This is a genomic window from Halomonas sp. ML-15, from assembly GCF_014779595.1.
Lineage (GTDB): Bacteria > Pseudomonadota > Gammaproteobacteria > Pseudomonadales > Halomonadaceae > Franzmannia.
Map to the genome: position 1 here is coordinate 845 of NZ_JACXZT010000016.1, position 17,341 is coordinate 18,185.

Sequence of the window (17,341 nt, forward strand, 5' to 3'; positions counted from 1 at the left end):
GTAGCGCGGGCCTCCAGGGAGGTCTCGCGGTAGCTGGCGAAGGCCGCCTCGGCGAGGAGACAGGCGCGCTCGACCTCGGCCTCGCCGCCGCCGCGGTAGACCGGCTCGAGGGTCTCGCCGCTGGCGGGATTGATGGCGCGGATCTCGGCGCGGTCGCCGCTGACGGCCTGCTGGCCGATGAGTAGAGCTCCTTCTAGCTGCATGATGCCCTCCCTCTGTGTCATGGATTGATGATCTATCCTGAAAGAACCGGACAGTATGTTCAATCTCTTTACTTAGTGGGGCGGTGCGACTTTGGTCGAAGCGAGGGGTTATATCAAGTCACTGGGACCATGAATCACGCTGGCCAATACCTGCGCCGCGGCACCGCGGGCAGCGATGAAGGTGGAGTCCTCAATGACACGCAATGGAACTTGGTGACGGGTGCCAAGAAGGCGGTTCTGATGAGCGTTGAAGAAGGCCAGCGCCGGGTCGAGAAGGGGCGCGCCGAGTTGGACGAGTGAACCGCCGAGCACGATCTCAGAGGGGTTCTGCGTATGGTGAAGGTTGAGTAGCAGGGTACCCAGCGCTTCGCCAGCGCGGCGCAGGGTAAGTTGCACCTGCTCTTCATGCAGGCGAGGCAGTATGGCCTCGATAAGATTCTCTTCTTCGGCAATGCCGAGAGCTGCACGGATAGACCAGCCGCTGACCAGCGTCTCGGCACAGCCGCGATTGCCGCAATGGCAGTAGAGCCCCCCAGGCTGCAGTACGGTATGGCCGATCTCGCCGGCCAGTCCTTGGAGGCCGCGTGAGATGAGCGGCGGGTGGCTGCCCTCGACCATGCCGCTACCGATGCCGGTACCGGCGCTGACATAGACCAGCGAGTCGGGAATCTGGCCAGTGCGGAAGTAGAGTTCGCCGAAGGCGGCCGACTTTGCTTCGTTATCCATTATCCAGACCCCTGTCATCTGAGGCAGATGAGGGGAGAGCAGTTCGAGAAAACGAATGTCACGCCAGCCCAGGTTGGGGGCACGGCGCAGCACCGGAGTGGTGGGGTCGATAGGGCCGGGCAGAGCGATGCCCAGGCCCAGGCAGTGGCGCCCAGCAAACACGGGCGATGCCATTAATGTCTGCAGCAACTCGGCGAGCAGTTCGGCGGTAACCTCCGGCGTGGTCGGCACCAGGTGCTCATGATGCGAGGCCAGCAGCTCGCCCGACAGCGTACAGGCAACGAGGCGCAGGCCGTGTACCCCGACTTCGGCTCCCAGCATGGCGTAGTGCTGATCATTGAGATATAGCGAGCGGCCTGGCCGGCCGCCATTGCTTTTCTGCAGCTCGCCTTCGCGCAGCCAGCCCTGCTTGAGCAGCGACTGCACACCGCCACCTACGGTGGCCTTGGTCAATTGGGCCTGAGTGGCAATATCGGCCCTCGTCAATCCCGGAGTCCGGCGTATCTGCTCGAGGATGGCGCTACGATTGAGTCGTTTAAGAAAGTGCAGGTCGCCCGCTCTGTGCGGCTGGAAGCTGGTTGACATGGGTGATGGGTCACCTTTTGATTCTGGGCCGGTGGCGCAAGGTTTGCGCGCTGACGTGTCCTAGGCTTTGTACGAAAACTGCCTGCGCTCGGCCATGCGGCGTTAAAAATCGGCTCAAAATGCTCATTTACACCCCGTAAACTCCGCTTTTTCGCCGATTTTTGCCTTGCCTGACCTTCGCTCGCCGACTTTTCATACAAAGCCTAATCCCTACCGATAGCGAACGTTGTATCCATTCTCGGGACCTGAGGCATCATCTTGGTACTGACAATGAACGAACCCTCTGCCTGGAAACGGTAAGGCCCTCCGCTGCGGGCTTGCGTCGATCACCGATCTTACCTTTTTTCTGCACAGGTTGCCGCATTCATACCAAGGTCTCATTGCTGGAGTGCGCATTGCCTATCACTCTTTACTTAGTAAATAGATAAAACTAAGCAGGAGTGATAATGAGCAACGATGCGGCGCTTTACCTGAGTCTCGATCAGCGCGTGGTCTTCATCACCGGCGGCGGTAGTGGTATTGGCGCTGAGCTAACGCGAGCCTTTCATCGGCAGGGTGCGCGGGTGGCCTTCGTCGATATCGATGATGCCGCGAGCCTGGCACTGGTCGAGGAGCTTAAGGCCGAGAGTGGTCGGGCGCCGAGCTATCACCGTTGCGACATTCGCGATGTGGCGGCACTGCAGGGGGTCATCGCCGAGGTCGGCGAGACGCTGGGGGCGATTCATGCACTGGTCAATAATGCCGCCAATGACGATCGGCATGCCTGGCAGGATGTCGATGTCGATTACTGGGACGAGCGCATGTCGCTCAACCTGCGGCCGATGTTCTTCGCCGCTCAGGCAGTGGCCCATCAGATGATCAAGAACGGCGGTGGTTCGATCATCAACTTCGGTTCGATCAGCGTGCAAATGGCCATCGGCGATCTCTCCGCCTATATGACCGCCAAGGCCGCGGCACATGGCCTGACGCGTAGTCTGGCGCGGGACCTTGGTAAGCACAATATCCGCGTCAATACCCTGGTGCCTGGCTCGATCATGACCGAGCGCCAGTTGGAGAAGTGGATCGGTCCCGACGAGGAGGCGTCGATCCAGGCACACCAGTGCCTAAAGATGCGCCTGGTGCCGGAACATGTGGCGCCCCTGGCACTGTTCCTGGCCAGCCAGGAAAGCCAGGCTATTTCTGGGCAGGAAATAGCGGTCGATGGCGGCTGGGGCTGATCACCGACGCAAGGCGCTTCGCACATAGACAATAAGAGACGTGCGCCATGCTCTTACAACACAACAAGGAGTTCGCCATGAAGAGGTTTAATAAGCACCAATATGCTGCGATGCGCAAGCGTGGGTTGACGGCGGCGGTGGCCGTTGCCGCCGCCCTGGGGTCCTGCATTGCCGCGGCGGATACGACCGTGCGCGTGCTACGCGTCGAGATCAGTGACGTCGAAAAACAGTATTACGACGATATCATCGCCGAGTACGAGGCACAGAACCCCGATGTCACTATCGAGTTCGAGTATATCGCCAACGAGGCCTACAAGACGCGCCTGCCAACCCTGCTGCAGTCTGGTCAGCGCCCCGATATCTTCTATAGCTGGGGCGGCGAAGGGTTGCGCGACCAGGTCGAGGCCGGCTTCGTGCGCGACCTTACCGAGGAGATGCAGGACGGCTGGCAGGATATCTATCCCGAATCGGCCGTGCGTGCTTTCACCCTCGATGAGCGCGTATATGGCGCGCCGCTCTACGCCACCGTCGTAGGTTTCTGGGTCAATACCGAGCTGACCGAGCAGGCCGGCGTCGATATCGAGGCGATCGAGACCTGGGAGGAGCTGGAGCAGGCGGTGGTTGCCCTGCGCGAGAGCGGTATTACCCCCGCGGTGGTAGGCGGCCAGGATGGCTGGCCGATGCACTTCTACTGGGGCTATCTGGCCACGCGTCTGGCGGGCGGCGACGGGATCGAGGCCGCCAAGACGGGAGGCAACGGAGGGTTCAGCGGTGAATCTTTCGTGCGTGCCGGTGAGCTGTTGCAATCCTTCGTCGAGCTCAACCCCTTCCAGTCGGGCTTTATGGGCACCTCCTATGAGCGTGCCAGCGCCATGTTCGGCGATGGTGAAGCGGCACTGCACCTGATGGGTGACTGGGACTATATCCCCTCCAAGGAGCGTTCAATGAGCGGTGAGGGGGTGCCGGACGAGAACCTCGAGTTCATTCCCTTCCCTGCCGTGGAGGGTGGGGCCGGCAACGAGCATAGCTTCGGTGGCATGAACGGTTTCGCTGTCACTCGCGATGCGTCGGATGAAGCGGTCGATTTCCTGCGCTTCCTGCTCAATGCAGAGAATCAGCGCAAGGCCGCCAGTCTCGGCATCTTCGTACCGGTCGCCGAGGGGTCGGAGGAGGAGCTCGATACGCCCTATGCACGCCGAGTGGCCGAGATCCTCGATGAGTCGACTTTCCACCAGGTGTTTCTCGATCAAGCACTGGGTACCTCGGTGGGGGCGACCGTCAATGATATCAGTGGTGATCTGGCCCAGGGCGTGATTACGCCTGAGGATGCGGCGGCCCAGGTCGAAGAGGCCTGGCAGTTCAGATAATCCTGGCCGGTCAATGGCCTTGCTGGAGCGCCGGCGATACCCGCCGGCGCGCACCAACCCCCATCTCGGGATGGATGCTCACCATGACGACTATCACTCGCCCCGCTGTACATAAGCGAGGTACCGCCGACCGCATCAAGAAGAGCATGGTTAGTGGCAAGTTGGCCGCTGTGCTGATTCTGCTGCCGCCGGCCCTGATCATGTTCTCGCTGTTCGTGATTCTACCGCTAGCCGATGCGGCCTATTACAGCGGTTTCTCGTGGAACGGCTACGGCTCACCGACCAACTTCGTCGGCACCCAGAACTACGAGCGGCTGTTCGATCATTCGGTGTTCCATACCGCACTATCGAACACCGCCAAACTGATCCTCGTCTCGCTGATTATCCAGATGCCACTGGCGCTGGGGCTGGCGCTGCTGGTATACCGCAAGACACCCACCAATACCTTGTTTCGGCTGGTGTTCTTCCTGCCCTACATTCTCGCCGAGGTGGCTGCCGGGCTGATCTGGAGCTTCGTCTTCGACGGCGACTACGGCATCACCGCCATGATGTTCCAATCACTGGGCCAGGAGTCGATCTATGTGCTGGCGGACCGCCAGTGGGCCTTCCCGGCGATCATGACGGTGATCGTGTGGAAGTACTTCGGTTTCCACATGATGATTTACATTGCGGCGCTGCAGAGTGTGCCCAAGGATCTCATCGAGGCGGCCAAGCTGGAGGGCGCCAAGCCACGTCAGGTGGCGATGTTCGTGCAGATCCCTCTGATCAAGCACGCTATCGTGGTGAGTGGCTTCTTCGCCATCATTGGTTCGCTGCAGATCTTCGACATCATCATCCCGCTGACCAACGGTGGACCGTCCAACTCGACTCACACCATTGTCACCTATCTCTACACCTTCGGACTGTCGCGGCTGAATATTGGCTTCGGTAGCGCCGCCGCCGTAGTGCTGTTCGTGCTTGCCATGGGCATCGCGCTGTTCTATCAGCGTGCCACAGCGAAAGGAGAGCGCTCATGACCAGTGCCACTACCCGTAACACGCTGCGCGTGATCATCCTGATCCTGGTGGCCAGCGTGGTGATCGGCCCTCTACTGGCCTCTTTCTTCGGTGGCTTCAAGAGCAATGCCGAGCTGCGTACCAATCCGCTATGGCTGCCAGCGAGCTGGAACCCGGAGAACTATATCGAGATATTTCTCGACGGCAGCTTCTGGCGCTATATGGGCAACTCCTTCTTCATCTCCTCGATGACGGTGTTCCTGACGCTGGTGGTGGGAGCGGCCGCGGCCTATGTGTTCTCTCAGATCCGTTTCTTCGGCTCGAAGATGATTCTTTCGTATCTGCTGTTGGGGCTGATGTTCCCCTTCGCTGCGGCAATTTTGCCGCTATTCATCAAGGTCCGCGATCTGGGGCTACTCGACACCTACTGGGCGGTGATCCTGCCGCAGACCGCCTTCGGGCTATCGCTGGCGATCCTGCTGTTCAAGGCATTCTTCGACCAGCTGCCCAAGGAGCTGTTCGAGGCCGCCTACGTCGACGGCTGCAGTTATCTGCGCTTCTTCTGGTCGTTCACCCTGCCGCTATCGACGCCGATCCTCGCCACCGTGGGCGTATTCGTCTTCGTGCAGAGCTGGAACAACTTCCTGCTGCCGCTAGTGGTGATCAATGATCGCTCCCTCTACACCTGGCCGCTCGGCATGATGCAGTTCCAGGGCGAGTATCTGACCCAGTGGAACATGATTCTGGCCTTCGTGACGTTGACCATCACGCCAGCGGTGATCTTCTTCCTCGCCGCGCAGAAATACATCGTGGCCGGTCTCACCGGCGGCTCCGTCAAGGGATGAGGTGATACCGATGACCGACACTATCCGCAATCCGCTACTCACCGGCTTCAACCCGGATCCCTCGATCTGCCGGGTCGGCGAGGAGTACTACCTCGCCACCTCCACCTTCGAGTGGTACCCGGGGGTGCAGATCCACCGCTCGTGGGACTTGGCCAACTGGACGCTGGCCACTCGGCCGCTGACGCGGGCCGCCCAGCTCGATATGCGCGGCAATCCGGACTCCTGCGGCATCTGGGCGCCGTGCCTGTCGTTCGCGGATGGCCTGTTCTGGCTGATCTATACCGACATGAAACGCTACGAGGGCAACTTCAAGGATGGCCATAACTACCTGGTCACCGCGCCCGCCATCGAGGGGCCGTGGAGTGACCCGGTGTATCTCAATTCCAGCGGCTTCGACCCCTCGCTGTTCCACGATGATGACGGCCGCAAGTGGCTGCTCAATCTCAAGTGGGACTATCGGCAGCGCGAGGGCGGCGACCGCTTCGGCGGCATCCTGCTGCAGCAGTACGACGTCGAGCGCAAGCGCCTCGTTGGCCCGATCCATAACGTTTTCGCCGGCACCGGGCTGAAGCTCACCGAAGGGCCGCATCTCTATCGCCGCGATGGCTGGTATCACCTGCTGGTGGCCGAGGGCGGCACCGGCTACCAGCATGCGGTGACCATGGCCCGCGCTCGCGACATCACGGGTCCCTATGAGGTGCACCCGGACAACCCGGTGCTGACCACGCGTGAGCGTCCGGACAACCCGCTGCAGCGCGCGGGGCACGCCGATCTGGTGGAAACGCCGGCGGGCGACACCTATATGGTGCATCTGTGCGGGCGACCGTTGCCCGACACGCAGCGCTCGCCACTGGGGCGCGAAACGGCGATCCAACGGGTCGTGTGGGGCGAGGATGGCTGGCTACGACTGGCCCACGGCGGCAGTGCCCCGGCCCTGGATGTCGCCATGCCCGGTGTGGAGCAGCGTGCCCCGGCGGCCGAGGAGCGCTACGCATTCAAGCCCGGCGCGCTGCCGGCGGACTTTCAGTGGCTGCGTACGCCGCATCCCGAGCGGCTGTTCTCCCTCGACGCACGCCCCGGCTATCTGCGTCTCTACGGCCGCGAGTCGGTGGGCTCCTGGTTCGAGCAGGCGCTGGTGGCGCGGCGTCAGGATAGCCACTACTGCAGCGCCGACACCGAGCTCGAGTTCGAGCCTGAGGATATTCAGCAGTTCGCCGGGCTGATCGCCTACTACAACCGCTTCAAGTTCCACTACCTCGCCGTGACCTTGAACGATCACGGCGACAAGGTGCTTAGCGTGATGGGCTGCCACGACGAGTGGCCTAGCGGGCGTCTCGATATCGACGCTAGCGATGCGGTGGTGCTCGAGCCCGGTCGGCCGGTGCGTCTCGGTCTCGATATCCGTGAGCGCGAACTGCGCTTCCGCTTCGCCCAGGGTGACGCCGGCTGGCAAACGGTCGGCCCGGTGCTGGACGCCGGGCTGCTCTCGGATGAGGGCAGCGGTCGCGCCCACGGTTACTTCACCGGCAACTTCCTGGGCATGGCGGCCCATGACATCAGTGGGCGCGGCTGGCAAGCAGACTTCGCCGGGTTCCGCTATCGCCGCGAGTCACGCTAAGCGACTGCCTTCGACACACACAAGACGCGCCAGAGACGAGATTTCCCATGGCTGAAGTGACACTGGTAGACATCGAAAAGACCTTCCGTGGCAAGACCACGGTGATTCCCAATCTCAATCTACATATAGAGGAGGGCTCCTTCACCGTGCTGGTGGGTCCCTCCGGCTGCGGCAAGTCGACCCTGCTACGCATGATCGCCGGTCTCGAAACCGTGACCCGCGGTGCGATCTCCATCGGGGGAAACGACGTCACCACTGCCGAACCCAGCGATCGCAACATCGCCATGGTGTTCCAATCCTATGCGCTCTACCCGCATATGACGGTGGCCCGCAACATCGACTTCGGCATGCGCTTGGCCAAGGTGCCCGCCCAGGAGCGCAAGGCCAAGGTGGCCGATGCGGCGCGCCTGCTCAATCTCGAGGAGCTGCTCGAGCGCAAGCCGGCCGAGCTGTCCGGCGGTCAGCGTCAGCGTGTCGCCATCGGCCGCGCCATCGTGCGCAACCCCGGGGTCTTCCTGTTCGACGAGCCGCTCTCCAATCTCGATGCGGCGCTGCGCAACCGCATGCGCGTGGAGCTTGCCGAACTGCACCAGCGCCTCGACGCGACCATGGTCTACGTCACCCATGATCAGGTCGAAGCGATGACCCTGGCCGACTGCATCGTGGTGATGAACGCCGGCCGTATCGAGCAGGTGGGCTCGCCGATGGCGCTCTACCAGCGCCCCGAGACGCTGTTCGTGGCCGGCTTCATCGGCTCACCCAAGATGAACCTGATCGAGGGCAAGGTGGCCAAGGAGTATGGCGCCGCGACGATCGGCATACGCCCGGAGCATCTCGATGTTAGCCGCGACGCGGGGGAGTGGCAGGGCCGTATTCGGGTGGTCGAGATGCTCGGTGCCGACGCCTTCGCCTACGTCGATTGTGAGGCCACAGGCCCGTTGATCGTGCGCCTGGCGGGTGATGCCGAGGTGCGCAGTGGCGATACGCTCCACCTGACGCCGCGCCATGAGCTGCTGCACGCCTTCGATGCCGATGGCCAACGTTTGCCGGACGCCGCGCTGCGCCACCATCAGGGCGCGCGCGCCAACATCGCCTGACCAAGGAGAGGCCAAACACCATGACGGTCACGCTCGACAACGGCAGCCTGCGGCTCAAGGTGAATCCTGACCTCGGCGGCGCCGTGGTGCGCTTTGACAGGTTGACTGAACAGGGGCTCGAAGCGCTGATGCGACCGGGCAGCGACAGCGAGCGGGACCCCAACCGCCTGGCCATGTACCCGCTGGTGCCGTGGTCTAATCGCATCAGTGGCGGCGGCTTCACTTGGCGGGGAGCGTTTTACCCGCTTGCGCCTAACCTGCCCGGCGAGGCGCTGCCGATCCACGGTGACGGCTGGCAGCGTGCCTGGCAGATCGAGGCGCAGTCGCCCCATGAACTGCGCCTGACGCTGCGCTCCCGTGACCAGCCACCGTTCGACTACCGCGCGGAGCTGGTCTACCGGCTAGAGGACAATGCACTCGAGGTGACGCTTGCCGTCACCCACTTGGGAGACACGCCAGCCCCCTATGGGCTGGGCCTTCACCCCTGGTTCCCGCGCAGTGCCGAGGTGCGGTTAGACGCGACCGCCGAGGGCGTTTGGGAGGTTGACGGCGCTCAGCTACCCACCCTGTGGCGGCGACTGGACGCCGGCGACCCGTGGAGCTTTGCGCGCCCGGCCTCACTGCCTGCGGGCACCATCGACAATCTATTTACCGGCTGGAGCGGTCGCGCCGAGCTGCGTTGGCCCGAGCGCAGCGTGACGCTGCAGGTGGCGACCGACGCCTCGCGCTACCTGCTCTTCTCGCCGGGCTCACAGGCCGATTTCTTCTGCTTTGAACCGGTGTCCCACGCCGTCGACGCTCACCACGTCGACGACCCGCAACGCCACGGCCTGGTCGAGCTGGAGAGGGGGGAGCGCCATATGCTGCGCTGTCGCTTCTGCCTGGCCGGGCCGTAATCCCATTGCTACGCAAAGGAGTCTCAGACGCCCAAGTTTTGACCACTTAGTTCAGAGTTATTACCAACAATAAGCCATATCGATGCACCATCCACAAGGAGCACAACAATGAAAACGCCACGTCACGCTACGCTACCCCTGTCTCGCCTGGGGCTGATTGGGCTCGGCTGTCTCGCCTTCAGCATCGCCCAGGCCGAGGAGGACTTTACCTCGGCTATCGATTTCACCGGCTATGCCAGGTCTGGCGTAGGCAGTACTGCAGGTGGCGGCGACCAGGCCTGCTTCCGGGCCAGCGGCGCGGGGGCCAAGTATCGCCTGGGCAACGAGTGCGAGACCTATGCCGAGCTGGGCTTGGGAGCAACCCTCTATGAACAGGGCGACACCTCGTTCTACTTCAACAGCATGGTGGGGTACTTCACCGATCAGGTGAACGACAATGAGGATACCGAGGTGTCCCTCCGGCAGCTCTACGTCCAGGGCCACAACGTGGTCGAGGCCCTGCCTGGCGCCAGCCTGTGGGCCGGCAAGCGCTTCTACCGTCGCCACGACGTGCATATCAACGACTTCTTCTACTGGGACTCCACCGGTCCCGGCGGCGGCATCGAGAACATCGATGTGGGCACCGGCAAGCTGCACCTGGCCTGGATGCGTGCCACGGGGACTGACGATACCGAGTACCCCGATGCCGACAACCGCATCTCCAACGACACCCTGGATATTCGCTGGTCCGATATTCCCGTCAATCAGGATGGCTCACTGGTGCTGGGCTACAACTACGGTCGCGCTCAGCTGAGCGATGCCCAGAGGACCTACTACGACGACAGCGAGGCCAAGCGGGGCCATATGTTCACCGTGCAACACGAACAGAACAACTGGTTCGGCGGCTCCAACAAGCTGGCGCTGCAGTACGCCACCGACGGCATCATCAATGCCGGCACCGGGCAGGGGCGCATGAACGCCGATGTCTCCCCGGATGCGCCCGGTGGCGAGATGTGGCGTGTGGTTAACCACGGCAATGTCTGGCTCTCTCCCGGCAAGCTCGACCTCCTGTATGCCGCCATCTACGAAGACAAGAGCTTCGATGACGACTCCGGCGCGACCTGGATCTCGGCCGGGGTGCGTCCGACCTACTACTGGACGGACAACCTGAGCACCGCCCTGGAGCTCGGTCACGACTATGTCGATCCCGAGAATGGCGATGACAGTCGCCGCCTGACCAAAGTCACCCTGGCTCAACAGTGGGCCGCGGGCCTGGGCGGCTTCGCACGACCGGTTATCCGTGTCTTTGGCACCTATGCGAACTGGAACGGAGACGCCTTGCAGGCGGATCGCAGCAGCCGCTCCATCGATGCCGGGGCGGCGGGAGACGCCATCAACATCGACGACAACGACGGCCTCACCTTCGGCGTGCAGATGGACGTGTGGTGGTAAGCCGACATCGCCAAGCGCTTAGCGCGCTGTTTCATCGTCTTGGCGCCCGTCCGCGGGCGCCCTTTTTCAAGGAGTCGGGTCATGGCCAACCGCCAACCGCTTAGTCAACCCACCTATATCTTTATCATCTGTTGTATTGCTGCCCTCGGCGGCTTTCTGTTCGGTTTCGATAGCGGCGTCATCAACGGTACCGTCGATGGCCTGCAGGCGGCCTTCGACTCCGACAGTGCCGGCACCGGTTTCAACGTCGCCTCGATGCTGCTCGGCTGTGCCATCGGCGCCTTCTTCGCCGGGCGTCTGGCCGACCGCTTCGGCCGTCGTACCCTGCTGATCGTGGCGGCCATTCTCTTCCTGATCAGCGCCTGGGGCTCGGGCATCTCCGGTAGCTCTATGGAGTTCGTGTTCTGCCGTGTGCTGGGCGGCATGGCGGTAGGCGCCGCCAGCGTGATGACTCCGGCGTATATCAGTGAGGTGGCGCCTGCCGCCTATCGCGGGCGGCTGGCGACGATTCAGCAAGTCGCGATCATCTCGGGGCTGTTCGTGGCGTTCCTCAGCAACTATGTGCTGGCGCAGGTATCGGGGTCGGCCATGGCCGAGCTGTGGCTGGGGTTTGCCACCTGGCGATGGATGTTCTGGATCGAGCTGCTGCCGGCGACGGTATTCCTGGTGGCGCTACTGTTTATCCCGGAAAGCCCACGCTATCTGATCAGCAGCGGCCGGCACCATGACGCCCGGCGGGTGCTGGGGTTGGTGATGCCCGAGCGGCTTGTTGACACCAAGCTGGATGAGATCAACGCCACCCTGGCCCAGGATCACAAGCCGCGGCTAAGCGACGTCCTCAACAGGGCCACCGGCAAGGTGCACGGCATCGTCTGGGTGGGTATCGGCCTGGCGGTGTTCCAGCAACTGGTCGGCATCAACGTGGTGTTCTACTACGGCGCGGTGCTGTGGCAGTCGGTGGGCTTCTCCGAGGGGGATGCGCTGCTGATCAACGTGATCTCCGGTGCCGTCAGTATTGGCGCCTGCCTGGTCGCCATCTCCCTGATCGACAAGATTGGACGCCGACCGCTGCTGTGGGCGGGGTCGGTGGGTATGGCACTGACCCTGGTCTGCATGGCCTATGCCTTCTCTACAGCGACCATGATCGATGGCAGCCTGCGTCTCAGCGATGACATGGGCACGATCGCGCTGATCGCCGCCAACGCCTATGTGTTCTTCTTCAATGTCTCCTGGGGCCCGGTCATGTGGGTCATGCTCGGCGAGATGTTCCCCAACCAGATGCGTGGCTCGGGCCTCGCCATTGCGGGGCTGTTCCAGTGGCTGGCCAACTTCGCTATCACCATGACCTTCCCGATCATGCTGGCGTCGATCGGCCTGGCCGGTGCCTATGGCCTGTATGCCTTCTGTGCCGTGGTGTCGGTGCTCTTTGTGCTGCGTTTCGTCAAGGAGACGCGGGGCAAGGAGCTCGAAGCGATGGCCTACGAATGAGGGCATCAACCGCCCCAACCAACCAGAGGAGTTCCAGCATGCGACTATCACGCCGCCGCTTCTTGCAGGGCAGTGTCGCCCTGGCCGGCCTGGCCCAGCTCCAGGGGGTGGCCATGGCCCGGGCGCTCGAGACGACCGGACTCAAGGAGGTCTTCCGCGACGACTTTCTGATCGGCACGGCCATCAGCAACCGCACACTGGCCAGCGAAGAGAGTGCGCTGCTCGACATTATCGCCCATGAGTTCAATGCCATTACTGCCGAGAACTGCATGAAGTCTGGCGAAATACAGCCCGCTCAGGGCGAGTGGGACTGGGCGCTGGCCGACCGCTTTGTCGCCTTCGGGCGCGAACACTCGATGACCATGGTCGGCCATGCCCTGGTGTGGCACTCCCAGACCCCCGACGACCTATTCGTGGGCGCCGATGGGAGCCGGGTTTCGCGTGACGAATTGACCCGGCGCATGGAGACGCATATCACCACGCTTATGGAGCGTTACCGGGAGGATATCCATGTCTGGGACGTGGTCAACGAAGCGATAGATGAGGACCAGGGGTGGCGGCGCAGCCCCTGGTTCGAGATCTTCGGCGGGGCCGATTATATGGAGCAGGCCTTCCGACTCGCCCATGAGATCGCCCCCGAGGCCCAGCTGCTCTACAACGATTACAACATGCACGACCCCGGGAAGCGGGAGTTTCTGGTCGAGGTGCTGCGCGACTATCGGCGCCGTAGCGTGCCGATCCATGGCGTCGGCATGCAGGGCCATATCGGCCTCGATTTTCCCGATCTCGCGGAATTCGAGCGCAGTATCGAAGCCTACGCGGCGGAGGGCATGCGCGTGCATATTACCGAGCTGGAAGTCGACGTGCTGCCGGTGGCCTGGGAGCACACCGGGGCCGATATTGCCACGGACTTCGAGTACGCCGACGAGCTCGACCCCTATACCGATGGGCTGCCGGCAGACATCGAGGCGCAGCTTACCGCTCGCTACGTCGAGGTGTTCGAGCTCTTTCTTCGCCACCGCGACAAGATCGATCGAATCACCACCTGGGGAACCTACGATGGCGAGTCGTGGAAGAACGATTTTCCGATTCAGGGGCGCACGAACTATCCGCTGCTGTTCGACCGCGAACGCCGCCGCAAGCCTGCCTACCACGCCATTTCGGCCCTGCGCGGATGAACCGGTGAGGCAGAGGGCCGAGCCATTTTCATGCATAGGAGTGAGCCAACATGGTAGCGCTTTATAAAGACACAACGGCACCGCTCGATGAGCGGGTGCGCGATTTACTGGCGCGCATGACGCGCCAGGAGAAACTGGCACAGATCCATGCCCTATGGCTGCTGCTGGATCCTGAGGGGCAGCACCGCTTGCGCGAAGATGGCTTTGCTGGAACGTCGAGCGAGGGCTGGCAGAGCCGCCTGGCGCATGGGCTTGGCCAGATCACGCGCCCGCTGGGCTCCCATGGGGTCGATCCGAGGCAGGGCGTTCAGGCGCTTAACGCCCTGCAGCGCTACCTGGTAGAGAACACCCGCCTCGGTATTCCTGCACTGCCCCATGAGGAGTGCCTGGTCGGGGTGATGTGTCGCGGCAGCACGCTGTTTCCGGGGCCACTCAACCATGGTGCGACGTGGCAACCTGAACTGGTAGAGGCCGTCGCCAGCGCCATCGGCAAGGAAGCCAGGAGCATCGGCTGCCGGCAAGGCTTGGCGCCGGTGCTGGATGTCTCCCGGGACGTGCGCTGGGGGCGTACCGAGGAGACGTTTGGCGAGGATCCCTACCTGGTCGGCGTGATGGGGACGCGCTATGTCCGCGGCCTGCAGGGCGAATCGCGCGATATGCTGGCGACCCTGAAGCATTATGTCGGCCACTCGTTCAGCGAAGGGGCGCGCAATCACGCGCCGGTGCGCGTGGGCGAGTGCGAGCTCAATGACATCTTCCTGCTGCCGTTCGAGATGGCGATCAAGCAGGCCAACGCCGCCAGCGTGATGCCCGCCTACCACGACATCGATGGCCAGCCCGCTCATAGCGATCACCGGCTGCTGACACAACTGCTGCGTCAGCAGTGGGGCTTCGATGGGCTGATCGTGGCGGACTATATCGGCGTGAGCCTGCTCTATCAGCATCACGGCACCGCTCGCGACGCCAGTGACGCCGCCGGTCAGGCCTTTGCCGCGGGGCTCGATGTCGAGCTGCCGGGGGATGACTGTATCGGCAAGCTGGATCCGGAGGATCGCGAGGCGCTGCCCGATGCCACGCTGGATGCCATCGTCGCCCGGGTGCTGAGCGAGAAGTTCCGGGTGGGGCTCTTCGAGCAGCCCTATGCTGACCAAGATGCCATCGACTTGCAGCGGCCGGAAACCCTTGAATTGGCGCGGCAGCTGGCCCGCCAGTCGCTGGTACTGCTGGAGAACGATGGTGTGCTGCCCCTAGAGGAGGAGCGCTATGGCAAGATCGCGGTGATTGGCCCAACTGCCGCAGATCCCTTGGCTCATCTCAGCGGTTACAGCTTCCCCGTCCACTCGCTGCATGAGGCGACCCAGGAGAGTGCAGCGCAGGTTGCCACCCCGCTGCAGGCGCTGCAGCAGCGCTATGCCGGCAAGATCTCCTATGCCAAGGGGTGCGATATTCTCGCCTCGCCGCGCTCCGGCGGCGCGGTATTCCCGGGGGACGTCGAGGATAGCGCCTCGCTGCAGCTCGACTCCCCGGTCTCCATGGACACCGCCGGGTTCGACGAGGCGGTGGCCTGCGCCACCCAGGCCGATATCGCCCTGGTCTTTCTGGGTGATCTACCCGGCCTATTCCAGAGCGGCACCGTCGGCGAAGGCTCGGATACGGATAGCCTGGCGCTGCCCGGCGTGCAGCAGGCGCTGCTCTCGGCGGTGGTCGCTAGCGACACACCCGTGGTGGTGATCCTCTCCGGCGGCAGGCCATACTCCCTGGGTGGCCTGGAGGATAAGGTGGCCGCGCTGCTGCTCTCCTTTAGCGGTGGCCAGGAGATCGGCAATGCCCTGGTCGATGTCCTCAGCGGTGAGGTGAACCCGTCGGGGCGGCTACCCATTTCGGTGCCCAAGAGCGCCGGGGCCATGCCCTATTTCTACAACCACAAGTTCAAGAGTAGCGGAACGCCGATCTCGCGCAGCTTCGGGGCCCGCTATCCCTTCGGCTATAGCCGCTTTGCCTATCGCAGTCTGAAGATCGAGACCCCAGAGGTGGCCATCACCGGCGAGATATCGCTCGAGGTGACCATTGAGAATATCGGCCACTGCGACGGCGAAGAGGTGGTTCAGCTCTATGTGCATGATCGTCTGGCCAAGCGAGTGCGACCAGTCAAGGAGTTGAAGGCGTTCCGTAAGGTGGCGGTGCCGGCCGGTGCCGTCGCCAGCGTCAGGTTCACGCTGCCGGTCGATATGCTCAACTACACGGATCGTCCTTGGGAGCGCATCGTCGAGCCCGGTGAGTTCGATATTGCGGTGGGGCCCTCCAGCAGTGAGCTGCCGCTCAAAGAGAGTATCAAGGTGCTGGGTAGCGAAATCCGTGTCTTGCCCAAGAAATGGAAAATGGAAAGCACCGCCACGGTGGCGCATCAAACGAGAGGCTAGCGACATGAGAAGCGAGAAGATCACGCCCGACCAGTTGCGCTCGCGCTACTGGTTCGACAATCCCGAACATCCCGGCACCACGGCGCTGTGCATCGAACGCTACCTCAATTACGGCCTGACGCTGGAGGAGCTGACCAGTGGCAAGCCGATCATCGGCATCTGCCAGTCGGGCTCCGACCTTACGCCCTGCAACCGCCACCATATCGAGCTGGTGAAACGGGTGAAGGATGGCATTCGCGCCGCCGGCGGGGTGCCCTTCGAGTTTCCGATGCATCCGATTCACGAGAACGTGCGTCGGCCCACCGCGGCGCTGGATCGCAACCTCGCCTACCTGGGGCTGGTCGAGGTGCTGCACGGCTATCCGCTGGACGGCGTGGTGCTGACCACCGGCTGCGACAAGACCACTCCGGCCTGCCTGATGGCCGCCGCCACGGTCAATATTCCCGCCATCGTGCTCTCCGGCGGGCCGATGCTCAACGGCTGGCGGGGCGCCGAGCGGGTCGGCTCCGGCACCATCATCTGGGAGCTGCGCAAGCGCCTCGCCGCCGGCGATATCGACTACGCCGAGTTTCTCGCCCGGACCACCGACTCGGCGCCCTCGATCGGCCACTGCAACACCATGGGCACCGCCTCGACCATGAACTCCCTGGCCGAGGCGCTGGGCATGAGCCTGCCCGGCTCGGCGATGATTCCGGCGCCCTACAAGGCGCGTGCCATGGTCGCCTACCAGACCGGCGAGCGCATCGTCGAGATGGTCTGGGACGACCTGCGCCCCAGCGACGTGCTGACCCGCGAGGCCTTCGAGAACGCCATCGTCACCTGCTCGGCGCTGGGCGGCTCAAGCAATGCGCCGGTGCATATCAACGCCATCGCCCGGCACGCCGGTGTCGAACTGGATAACGACGACTGGCAGCGCCTGGGCCACGAGATCCCGCTGCTGGCCAACGTGATGCCGGCCGGGGCCTACCTCTCCGAAGAGTTCCACCGCGCCGGCGGCGTGCCGGCGGTAATGGGCGAGCTGCTCAGCGCCGGCAAGCTGCATGGCGGGGTGCTGACCGTCAACGGCCGCACCCTGGCAGACAATCTTGCCGGCCGTGGCATCGAGGATCCCGCGGTGATCTGCCGCTACGCCGAACCCCTGGTGGAGCACGCCGGCTTTCTCAATCTCAAGGGCAACCTGTTCGACTCGGCGCTGATGAAGACCAGCGTGATCTCGCGGGAGTTTCGCCAGCGCTTCCTCAGCGACCCCGACGATCCCGACGCCTTCGAAGGCAA

General features: G+C 63.1%; 13 protein-coding genes and 1 pseudogene. 12 read left to right on the plus strand and 2 right to left on the minus strand.

The features are described 5' to 3' along the window. Both IEI94_RS22595 and IEI94_RS09430 read right to left on the minus strand, forming a co-directional pair. A pseudogene (locus tag IEI94_RS22595) lies at nucleotides 1-203 on the minus strand (aldehyde dehydrogenase (NADP(+))); the annotation flags it as partial. Nucleotides 204-311: 108 nt separating this feature from the next. Then, nucleotides 312-1,514: an ROK family transcriptional regulator gene (locus IEI94_RS09430; protein ID WP_191167056.1), complete on the minus strand. Its 1,203-nt coding sequence runs from the start codon at nucleotides 1,512-1,514 to the stop codon at nucleotides 312-314. A gap of 446 nt (nucleotides 1,515-1,960) precedes the next feature. On the opposite strand from IEI94_RS09430, the gene IEI94_RS09435 reads away from it, so the two are divergent. From IEI94_RS09435 to IEI94_RS09490, 12 genes are all read left to right on the plus strand, one after another. Further along, a complete protein-coding gene (locus tag IEI94_RS09435) occupies nucleotides 1,961-2,731 on the plus strand; it encodes an SDR family NAD(P)-dependent oxidoreductase (RefSeq protein WP_191167057.1) in 771 nt (256 codons plus the stop codon). Between the two features lie 77 nt (nucleotides 2,732-2,808). After that, a complete protein-coding gene (locus tag IEI94_RS09440) occupies nucleotides 2,809-4,098 on the plus strand; it encodes an ABC transporter substrate-binding protein (RefSeq protein ID WP_191167058.1) in 1,290 nt (429 codons plus the stop codon). 83 nt (nucleotides 4,099-4,181) lie between these two features. Further along, on the plus strand, nucleotides 4,182-5,114 hold the full coding sequence (locus IEI94_RS09445) for a carbohydrate ABC transporter permease (RefSeq protein ID WP_191167059.1): 933 nt from the start codon (nucleotides 4,182-4,184) through the stop codon (nucleotides 5,112-5,114). Beyond that, entirely contained in the window at nucleotides 5,111-5,938 is an 828-nt protein-coding gene (locus IEI94_RS09450; RefSeq protein ID WP_191167060.1) for a carbohydrate ABC transporter permease, read from the plus strand. Before IEI94_RS09445 ends, IEI94_RS09450 begins: the two co-directional genes overlap by 4 nt. Before the next feature lie 10 nt (nucleotides 5,939-5,948). Then, on the plus strand, nucleotides 5,949-7,556 hold the full coding sequence (locus IEI94_RS09455) for a glycoside hydrolase family 43 protein (RefSeq protein WP_191167061.1): 1,608 nt from the start codon (nucleotides 5,949-5,951) through the stop codon (nucleotides 7,554-7,556). A gap of 47 nt (nucleotides 7,557-7,603) precedes the next feature. Further along, the gene (locus IEI94_RS09460) at nucleotides 7,604-8,653 is read left to right on the plus strand and encodes an ABC transporter ATP-binding protein (protein WP_191167062.1); all 1,050 of its coding nucleotides are present in this window, start codon (nucleotides 7,604-7,606) and stop codon (nucleotides 8,651-8,653) included. Between the two features lie 20 nt (nucleotides 8,654-8,673). Continuing rightward, on the plus strand, nucleotides 8,674-9,549 hold the full coding sequence (locus IEI94_RS09465) for an aldose 1-epimerase (protein ID WP_191167063.1): 876 nt from the start codon (nucleotides 8,674-8,676) through the stop codon (nucleotides 9,547-9,549). A 108-nt stretch (nucleotides 9,550-9,657) separates the two neighbouring features. Beyond that, nucleotides 9,658-10,980 (plus strand): maltoporin, encoded by a 1,323-nt coding sequence (locus IEI94_RS09470; RefSeq protein ID WP_191167064.1) that lies wholly within the window; start codon nucleotides 9,658-9,660, stop codon nucleotides 10,978-10,980. A gap of 81 nt (nucleotides 10,981-11,061) precedes the next feature. Then, a complete protein-coding gene (locus IEI94_RS09475; protein WP_191167065.1) occupies nucleotides 11,062-12,468 on the plus strand; it encodes a sugar porter family MFS transporter in 1,407 nt (468 codons plus the stop codon). Between the two features lie 38 nt (nucleotides 12,469-12,506). Further along, entirely contained in the window at nucleotides 12,507-13,646 is a 1,140-nt protein-coding gene (locus IEI94_RS09480) for an endo-1,4-beta-xylanase (RefSeq protein WP_191167066.1), read from the plus strand. A 50-nt stretch (nucleotides 13,647-13,696) separates the two neighbouring features. Beyond that, entirely contained in the window at nucleotides 13,697-16,066 is a 2,370-nt protein-coding gene (locus tag IEI94_RS09485; protein WP_191167067.1) for a glycoside hydrolase family 3 N-terminal domain-containing protein, read from the plus strand. A gap of 4 nt (nucleotides 16,067-16,070) precedes the next feature. After that, on the plus strand, nucleotides 16,071-17,341 hold a 1,271-nt coding region (locus IEI94_RS09490; RefSeq protein ID WP_191167068.1), incomplete at its 3' end, for a dihydroxy-acid dehydratase.